The sequence below is a fragment of the Pseudomonas sp. PA1(2017) genome (genome assembly GCF_001945375.1).
Classification (GTDB): domain Bacteria; phylum Pseudomonadota; class Gammaproteobacteria; order Pseudomonadales; family Pseudomonadaceae; genus Aquipseudomonas.
The window spans coordinates 938,398-938,895 of record NZ_MSXU01000001.1 but is presented as its reverse complement, the minus strand read 5'-3'; the positions used below and the strand labels follow the sequence as shown (position 1 = coordinate 938,895).

The 498-nt window shown below is 63.7% G+C and carries 1 protein-coding gene; it reads right to left on the bottom strand.

Annotated features, from left to right (window positions below; translation table 11 throughout):
• Nucleotides 1-498 (bottom strand): hemagglutinin repeat-containing protein (locus tag BVH01_RS04230; RefSeq protein WP_218189086.1); only part of this gene is annotated, 498 nt, incomplete at both ends.

Sequence of the window (498 nt, the reverse complement as noted above, 5' to 3'; positions counted from 1 at the left end):
CTTGGCGCCGAAGGAGCCTTTGGACTGTTTGTCGTAGAGCGAGTAGTCGCTGTTCTGCGCGGCCAGCAGGTTGAGTTGTCCGCCGCTGTAGAGGTAGGCCGAGCCGCCCGCGTCGATGCGGCTGGCGCTCAGGTTCATGTCCTGGCCGGACACCGCACGGAAGTCACCGACAGCGCTCAGCTCGCTGGCGATCTGGGTGACGCTATCCTGTACGGCCTCGACCTTCTTGCCGCCGCCTTTGCGCTTGGCGTCGTAGTGGTACTCATTGGCAGCGGAAGCGATGGTCATGCTGCCACCGGCCTGCAGGGCCATGTCGCCCTCTGCCGCAACCTGGCTGCCGACAATGGCCATGTCTCGCGTGGCAGCGGCCTGCAGGTCACCGCCGACTTGTACGTCGCTGCCGTACTGGTCGATCTGCTGGCGAATGCTGTAATTGCGCGCGTTCTGGTAGCGCGAGGTGCTGTTCTCGGTTTGCTGACTGGCAAGCAGCAAATCCTG